This is a genomic window from Variovorax sp. 01N429, assembly GCF_056399425.1.
Genome location: NZ_JBFTRG010000031.1, coordinates 25,497 through 33,157, shown reverse-complemented (window position 1 = coordinate 33,157; position 7,661 = coordinate 25,497). Strand labels below are relative to the sequence as shown.

The 7,661-nt window shown below is 65.7% G+C and carries 7 protein-coding genes; 2 read left to right on the top strand and 5 right to left on the bottom strand.

From position 1 onward, the window contains the following. Nucleotides 1–1,430: 3-hydroxyacyl-CoA dehydrogenase NAD-binding domain-containing protein (locus AC1DSF_RS29660; RefSeq protein WP_478183972.1), on the bottom strand; the 1,430-nt coding region annotated here is incomplete at its 3' end. A 189-nt stretch (nucleotides 1,431–1,619) separates the two neighbouring features. Between AC1DSF_RS29660 and AC1DSF_RS29655 the strand changes: the two genes are divergently transcribed. Both AC1DSF_RS29655 and AC1DSF_RS29650 read left to right on the top strand, forming a co-directional pair. After that, nucleotides 1,620–2,078 (top strand): MaoC family dehydratase, encoded by a 459-nt coding sequence (locus AC1DSF_RS29655; RefSeq protein ID WP_478128906.1) that lies wholly within the window; start codon nucleotides 1,620–1,622, stop codon nucleotides 2,076–2,078. A 40-nt stretch (nucleotides 2,079–2,118) separates the two neighbouring features. Continuing rightward, nucleotides 2,119–3,372, top strand: a complete 1,254-nt coding sequence (locus AC1DSF_RS29650; RefSeq protein ID WP_478128905.1) for an acyl-CoA dehydrogenase family protein — start codon at nucleotides 2,119–2,121, stop codon at nucleotides 3,370–3,372. Nucleotides 3,373–3,382: 10 nt separating this feature from the next. On the opposite strand, the gene AC1DSF_RS29645 is transcribed toward AC1DSF_RS29650, so the two are convergent. From AC1DSF_RS29645 to AC1DSF_RS29630, 4 genes are all read right to left on the bottom strand, one after another. Further along, on the bottom strand, nucleotides 3,383–5,044 hold the full coding sequence (locus AC1DSF_RS29645; RefSeq protein ID WP_478128904.1) for an AMP-binding protein: 1,662 nt from the start codon (nucleotides 5,042–5,044) through the stop codon (nucleotides 3,383–3,385). A gap of 205 nt (nucleotides 5,045–5,249) precedes the next feature. Then, nucleotides 5,250–6,008: a GntR family transcriptional regulator gene (locus tag AC1DSF_RS29640; protein ID WP_478128903.1), complete on the bottom strand. Its 759-nt coding sequence runs from the start codon at nucleotides 6,006–6,008 to the stop codon at nucleotides 5,250–5,252. A gap of 36 nt (nucleotides 6,009–6,044) precedes the next feature. Further along, complete coding sequence (locus tag AC1DSF_RS29635; protein WP_478128902.1) at nucleotides 6,045–6,863, bottom strand: enoyl-CoA hydratase-related protein; 819 nt, start codon at nucleotides 6,861–6,863, stop codon at nucleotides 6,045–6,047. A gap of 16 nt (nucleotides 6,864–6,879) precedes the next feature. Beyond that, nucleotides 6,880–7,650 (bottom strand): SDR family NAD(P)-dependent oxidoreductase, encoded by a 771-nt coding sequence (locus tag AC1DSF_RS29630; protein ID WP_478128901.1) that lies wholly within the window; start codon nucleotides 7,648–7,650, stop codon nucleotides 6,880–6,882. Nucleotides 7,651–7,661 lie beyond the last annotated feature (11 nt).

Here is a 7,661-nt window from a genome sequence, read left to right as displayed (position 1 = left end):
TCGCACACGCCGGAGACCACTGCCGTCTTCTTGATCTTCTTGGCCGTGGACATGACCGTCGCGAGCACGTCCTTGGCCGTTGCCTTGCCGCGCACGACTTCGAGCAGCTTCATCACGTTGGCGGGGCTGAAGAAGTGCATGCCGACCACGTCCTGCGGACGCTTCGTGAAGGCGGCAATCTTGTCGACGTCCAGCGTGGAGGTGTTCGAAGCCAGGATGGCGCCGGGCTTGGCGACGCGATCGAGTTCCTTGAAGACCTTTTCCTTGACGCCCAGTTCTTCGAACACCGCCTCGATGATGAGGTCCGCGTCCTTCAGGTCGTTGTAGTCGAGCGTGGTGCTCAGGAGCGCCATGCGCTGCTCGTACTTGTCCTGCTTGAGCTTGCCCTTCTTGACCTGGGATTCGTAGTTCTTCTTGATGGTGGCGATGCCGCGATCAAGCGCCTCCTGCTTCATCTCGAGAATCTTGACGGGGATGCCCGCGTTCAGGAAGTTCATCGAGATGCCGCCGCCCATGGTGCCCGCGCCGATCACGCCGACGGACTTGATGGCGCGCTGGGGCGTGTCTTCCGGCACGTCCGGAATCTTGCTGGCGGCGCGCTCCGCAAAGAAAGCATGGCGCAGCGAAGCGCTCTCCGGGGTCCACACGAGTTCCGTGACCGCGGCGCGCTCGTACGCCACGGCGGCATCGAAGTCCAGCCGCACCGACTGGGCAACGCAGTCCAGACAACGCAGGGGCGCGGGATAGTTGCGCGAACTGGCCGCGACCATGTTGCGCGCGAACTGCAGGTAGGCCTCGGGGTTCGGATGGTGCACCTTCAAGTCGCGCGAACGTGGCAGCGGTCGCACGTCGGCCATGTCCCGTGCGAACTCGATGGCGGCGAGAAGAACATCCGCCCGCACGATCCGGTCGAACAATTTCTGAGAGGGAATCGCCGCCAGCACGTCGCTCATCACCGTGTCACCGGTCACGATCATGTTGAGGGCGGGCTCGAGCCCGATCAGGCGCGGCAGGCGCTGGGTGCCGGTGGCACCGGGCAGAATGCCGATGCGAACCTCCGGCAGCGCGACCTGCGTACCGCTCAGGACCACGCGGTAGTGGCACCCCATCGCAAGTTCGAGGCCACCCCCCATCACGACGCCGTGGATCGCAGCAATCACAGGCTTGCTGGCGCCTTCGACGATCCGGATGACATCCACCAAGTCCGGGGCGGCGGTGGCCTCCGGCTTGTTGAATTCGCGGATGTCCGCGCCGCCACAGAAGGCGCGACCTTGTCCCGTCAGCACGATGGCACGGACCGCCGCATCGTCCTGCGCGCGCGCCACCGATTCGGCGATGAAGCGCCGGTTGCCCAGGCCCAGGCTGTTGACGGGCGGGTTGTCCATCGCAAGGACGGCGATGCCGTCTCGCACTTCGTAGCTGGCTGTCACGCATGTTCCTTTCGGCGTTGATGCCATCCGATGTTCCCGCACGCGCGATGCGGCTGCATCAACACGCCGCATGCGGCGGATGAAAAGCCTTCATGCGGAGGACGCCCCGGCGCGCGCCAGTCGGGGCACTATCGGAGCATGGCCCATCCATCCGCGGCCCACCCCACCTGACCCCACTTCATACATGCCATGCCTCTTCTGAACCGGGACAACCTCCAGCAATACGTCGGCCAATCCATCGGCAGCTCATCATGGGTGGAGGTGCCGCAATCGCGCATCGACGCCTTTGCCGATTGCACCGAAGACCGCCAGTGGATCCACATCGACGTCGAACGCGCCAAAAGCGAGAGCCCTTTCGGCGCGCCGGTTGCGCATGGCTTTCTCACGCTCTCGCTGCTCCCGATCACCTCGTATGAACTGCTCGGCGGGCTGAAGCCCACCAAGTCGGTCAACTACGGGCTCGACAAGCTGCGCTTCATGGCGCCGGTGCGTGCCGGCTCACGCGTGCGCAATCACATCAAGCTGCTGGCCGCCGAGCCGCGCGAAGACGGCTGGACGTTGCTTCGCACCGAAAACACGGTCGAGATCGAAGGCCAGGACAAGCCCGCGCTCGTGGCGGTCTCGCTGGGCCTCTTTTCCTGGTCGTGACGCCGGCCTTTTCAATCCACCCCTCACTCCATTCAACAACATGCAATTCGAATACACCCCCAAGGTCCAGGATCTCCAAAGCCGCCTCCTCGCTTTCATGGACGAACACATCTATCCGAACGAGAAGCGTCGCGAGGAAGAAGCTCACCAGTCCTACCTCAATGCGCAGAAGGGCGGAAGCTACACGACCCTTCCGCTGATGGAGGAACTCAAGCCGAAGGCGCGGGCGGCGGGACTCTGGAACCTGTTCCTGCCCGAGGCCGGCCATGGCGCCGGGCTGACGAACCTCGAATACGCGCCGCTGTGCGAAATCATGGGCCGCCGCTACTGGAGCGCCGAAGCTTTCAACTGCAGCGCGCCGGACACGGGCAACACCGAGGTCATCGCGCGCTACGGCTCGCCGGAACAGCAGGAGCGCTGGCTGCGTCCGCTGCTTGACGGCGAGATCCGCTCGTCCTTCGCGATGACCGAACCGGCCGTGGCGTCGTCGGACGCCACCAACATCGAATGCAGCATCCGGCGCGACGGCAACGACTACGTGATCAACGGGCGCAAGTGGTACATCACCGGCGCGATGAACGAGCGCTGCAAGCTGTTCATCCTCATGGGCAAGACCGATCCGGACAACGCCGACCGGCATCGGCAGCAGTCGATGATCATCGTGCCGCGCGACACGCCCGGCGTGACGGTCCTGCGCGACATGGCGCTCATGGGCCACTACGACGCGCCCTTCGGCCATCCGGAAGTGCTGTTCGAGAACGTGCGCGTGCCGGCGTCGAACCTGCTGCTCGGCGAAGGGCGCGGGTTCGAGATCGCCCAAGGACGCCTCGGCCCCGGGCGCATTCATCACTGCATGCGCATGATCGGGATGGCCGAGTCGGCGCTGGAGATGATGTGTGAGCGCGTGGTCTCTCGCGTGGCCTTCGGCAAGCCGCTGTCCGAACAGGGCGTGTGGCGCGAGCGCATTGCCAAGGCCCGCATGCTGATCGACCAGACGCGCTGGATGGTGCTGCATGCCGCCTGGCGCATGGACACCGTCGGCAACAAGGTGGCAGCGAAGGAGATCGCCATGATCAAGGTCATCGCGCCGAACAACTGCGTGCAGGTGATCGACGACGCCATGCAGGCCTTCGGCGCGGCCGGCTTGAGCCAGGACACGCTGCTGACATCGTTCTATGCCTATGCCCGCCATCTGCGCGTAGCCGATGGGCCGGACGAGGTTCATCGCAACGCCATCGCCAAGCACGAGCTGGCCGGATACGCCAGGCAGCGTGCGCCGGTCGCGGCGCGTTGAGCCGGGCGGCTCAGTTCACCGCCATCGAGCCGGCAGGATCACGCAGCATTCGCCGCAGCAGCTTGCCGTTCTTCGATGACGGCAGGCCGTTGCGGAAGATGACGGTGCGCGGCACCTTGTAGTGCGACATGTGCTGCAGGCACCATTCGATGATCCTCTGGTCCGCCCGATCGGTCTGCTGGCCCGCGCGCACGCGCGCGGCGGCCTCGTCCTTGAGCACGACATAAGCCTGCACGGCCTCGCCACGATCCGGGTCGGGCAGGCCGACCACCGCCGCCTGACGCACGTCGGGGTGCATCGCGAGGATGGCCTCGACCTCTTCGGGAAAGACGCTGTAGCTCCAGACCTTGATCATTTCCTTGGTGCGGCCCAGGAAGGTGAGGTAGCCCTCGTCGTCCACGACGCCAACGTCGCCGGTGCGCAGCCAGCCATCGAGCTGCATGGCCTGCGTGGCTTCCGGGTGCAGCCAGTAGCCCTTGTACCGGATGGGCCCGCGCAGCAGGATCTCGCCGCGCTGGCCCGTCGGCAATTCACAGCCGGTGTCGGGGTCGACGATGCGCAGCTCCACGCCAGGCGCGGGCTTGCCATTGGTGCCCCACTTGATGGCATCGGGCGGCATCAGCGTGTCGCAAGTGTGGGTCTCGCTCAGGCCGTAGCCCGCCTCGTAGACGAGGCAGCCGTTCGCGAAGCGGCTCCATCGCCCCGCGAGCGATTCGGTCAGTTGAACGCCGAAACTGGTGCCGACCGTGGTGCGCAGCGACGACAGATCGTAGGTGGCCGCGTCGTCACACGCCATGGTCGACGGCAAGGAAGGCGCCATGGTGTACCACCAGCTCACATTGCAGGCCTCGATGGCCTGCAGCACGGCCGTCGCATCGAAGCGGTGCAGCAGCACGACGGTCGCCCCTGCATAGATGGGAATGGCCAGGCCGGTCATCATTCCCGAAATGTGGTGCAACGCGACGTCGGCCAGCATCACGTCGTCACTGCCGATCCTGAAGCTGTCGGCGCTCACCGCGGTCTTGTAGAGCGCGCATTCGAAGCTGATCATCGCGCCCTTCGGCAGCCCGGTGCTGCCCGAGGTGTAGGCCATGAGCGAGACGTCGTCCATCGCGATGGTGTCCACCGGCGTGAAGGAATCCGCCTCGGCCAGCGCATCGGCGAAGTCGATGACACAGGCTGGCAGCGGCGGCGCCGGCTCGTGCCGCAGCCGGATGTTGCACGGCACGTCCATCGCCAGTGTCGCCGGGAGCATCTCTCCGTAGCGGACCGCGAAGACGTGCGCCACGGTGCGCATCGCACTGGAGCCGAGCACGACCTTGAGGAGTTCCTCGCCGGCCACGATGGCGCTGGCATCCAGTTCGTTGAGCTGGTGCTCCAGCTCGTAGGCGCGGGCATCGGGGTTGCAGGGGCTCACGATGGCGCCGAGCTTTTGCACGCCGAAGTGCGCGATGAGGTATTGCGGACAGTTGTGCAGGAAGAGCGCCACCACGTCGCCCTGGCCGATGCCGCGGTCACGCAGGCTTTGGGCGAAACGGTCGCTCAGGTCGTCCAGTTCGGCGTACGAGATCCGGCGCCCGTACCAGATCAATGCCGGCTTGTCCGGCGTGCTGCGGGCGTGCAGGCGCAAATACTCATGCAGCGGCTGAGAGCCGTGGCGGTAAGCGATCATGCTGGCGTGTCTCCGAGGCGGTCTGCTCGTCCGGATTCGGCCCACTATGCGGGACGCCCGGTTTGTGCACGATCATGCGGCCTTGCACCGGAAGCGACAAGCGCAGGTCAATGAATATTGAGCATGCAAGTGCATTTCCCCGCTGCATGGACCTGCGGGCACGCCCTCTTGCAGGACATGCCCAATCGTGTTGACGCGATGCGCCTCAGGCTGGTTGGCCGACGCGGCGGCGAGCAGGCTTCACGTCCTGCGCCGGAATCTGCGCGCCGCGCTCGCGCAGATAGGCGAGGATCGGCGCCGAGGTGCGCTCGATCTCGTCATGGACGCCGCGCCGTGCTACCTCGCCGTCGTGCTTGCGCAGCCCGCGCATCACCATGTGGTGCGGATGCTGCTTGCGAGGCTGCCCGAGCGCATGCGTCTGCAGCGCCTTCATGAGCGGCCCGCATTGCAGCCACAAGCTCTCGACGATGCGCTGCAGCACCGGCATGGCAGCCAACGCATACACGGCCATGTGAAAGCGCTCGGATTCGAGCAGCTCGCCGGCCATGTCGCCCGCCTCGCGCAAGGCGGCCATGCGCTCGTGGATGGCTTCGAGCTTCTTCAGGTCGTCGGCGCTGGCACGCTGGGCCGCGCGGGCCGCCGCCTGCCCTTCGAGCATGAGGCGAAGCTCGCGCACCTCGGCGAAGCGCTCCTCGCTCATGATCGGCACCCGCACCGAATGGTGACCCACCTGTTCGAGCGCCTGCTCCGAGATGAGCCGCGCCAGCGCCTCCCGCACAGGGGTCGGGCTGATGCCCATCTCGGCCGCGAGATCGCGCAGCTTGAGCTTTTCGCCGGGCGCGAACCGGCCGGCCTTGAGGTCGCGGCACAGCCGGGCATAGGCCTGCGCGTTGAGGCTGTCGCGAGTGAGAAGGTCTTCCATGGCGTGCGAGGCATGCGGAAACACGCCTTTGTCAATTGTCAAATAGCGAATATGTTATTTCAAATGGTGCCGCTCTGATCAACGGCCCGTGAACGCAGGAGCGCGCTTTTCCAGGAAATGCGCCACACCTTCGCGGAAATCCTCGCTCGCAAAAGAGGCCTGCATTTCCTCATCGGCGCGGCGCCAGGCGGTGTCCAGGTCCTGGAAGAGACTGTCGTACACCTGCCGCTTGATGACGCCGATGGAACGCGGCGAGGCGTTCTCGGTCATCTCGCGCGCGATCGCCTGGACTGCCGCCAGGAAGCCTTCGGCCGGCAATGCCTTGATCAGCCCGAGCGATGCCGCCTCCGCCGTGACCAGCGTGCGCGCCGACAGAAGCAGGTCGAGTGCATGCGTCGGGCCGATCAGCCTCGGCAACATCCACGAGATGCCGTGCTCGGCGATCAGCCCGCGCTTGGCAAAGGCGGTCGTGAGCTTCTGCCCCTCGGCCATGTAGCGGAAGTCGCAGAAGACGGCCATGCACAGGCCGATGCCGGCGATCGGGCCATTGATGGCCACGAAGATGGGCTTGCGCACGCGCAGCAGATAGCTGAAGCGCCATGTGTAGTTGGCTTCGATGCCATTGGCTGAGCGGGATCCGGCGGCCACCGGAATGGTGGTGTCAGCCGCACCGGCTGCGCCCGCTTCGAGAATGTCCATGTCCGCCCCGGCGCAAAAGCCCCGGCCCGCGCCGGTGACCACGATGGCGCGCACCCCCTCATCGGCCTCGGCAGCTTCGACCGCCTGGCGGAACTCGGTCTCCATGCGGTGCGTCCATGCGTTGAGTCGCTCGGGCCGGTTCAGCGTGATGGTGAGGATGCGGCCTTCGGTCGCGATGGTGATGTCCTGGAAGCTCATCGATGTCCTTCCTTTCTCAGGCTTCGCCGCCGATGGTGGCGCCGCCGTCGATGACGATGGTCGTGCCGGTGATGAAGCGCCCCGCATCGGAGCCCAGCAGCAGTGCGGCTCCGGCAATGTCTTCCGGATCACCGATGGCGTTGAGCGGGCTGGACGCCAGCGCCGCGGCCAGCGTCTTCGGGTTGTCCCACAACGCCTTGGCGAAGTCGGTCTTGATGAGGCCCGGCGCGATGCAGTTGGTGCGCACGCCCTGCTTGCCCCACTCCAAAGCGAGATTGCGCGCGAGCTGCATGTCGGCCGCTTTCGAGATGGCATAGGCGCCCAGCACGCGCGAGCCCGTCAGGCCGGCGATCGAGCTGACGATGACGATCGAGCCGCCGCCCCGCTCCGCCATTCCCGGCGCAACCCGGTTGACCAGCCACAGGTTCGACCGGATGTTCACATCCATCACCTTGGAGAAGGCTTCGTCGCTGATGCCGGACATCGGCCCGTAGTACGGATTGACGGCCGCGTTGCAGACCAGCACGTCGACCGGCCCATAGGCTTTCTCGGTCTGGTCGACCAGCGCGGTCACCTGTTGCTTGCTGGAAATGTTGCAGGCGACGGCGATGGCTTCCAGGCCTTCGCCGCGCAACTGCTCGACCACCGCATTGCAAGCGTCGACCTTGCGGCTGGTGACCACGACGCGCGCACCCGCGCGGGCATAGGCGATGGCGATGGCACGACCGATGCCGCGCGACGATCCGGTGACGATGGCAGTCTTGCCCTTGAGAGAAAAGCGGTCCACGGCGGGCTCCT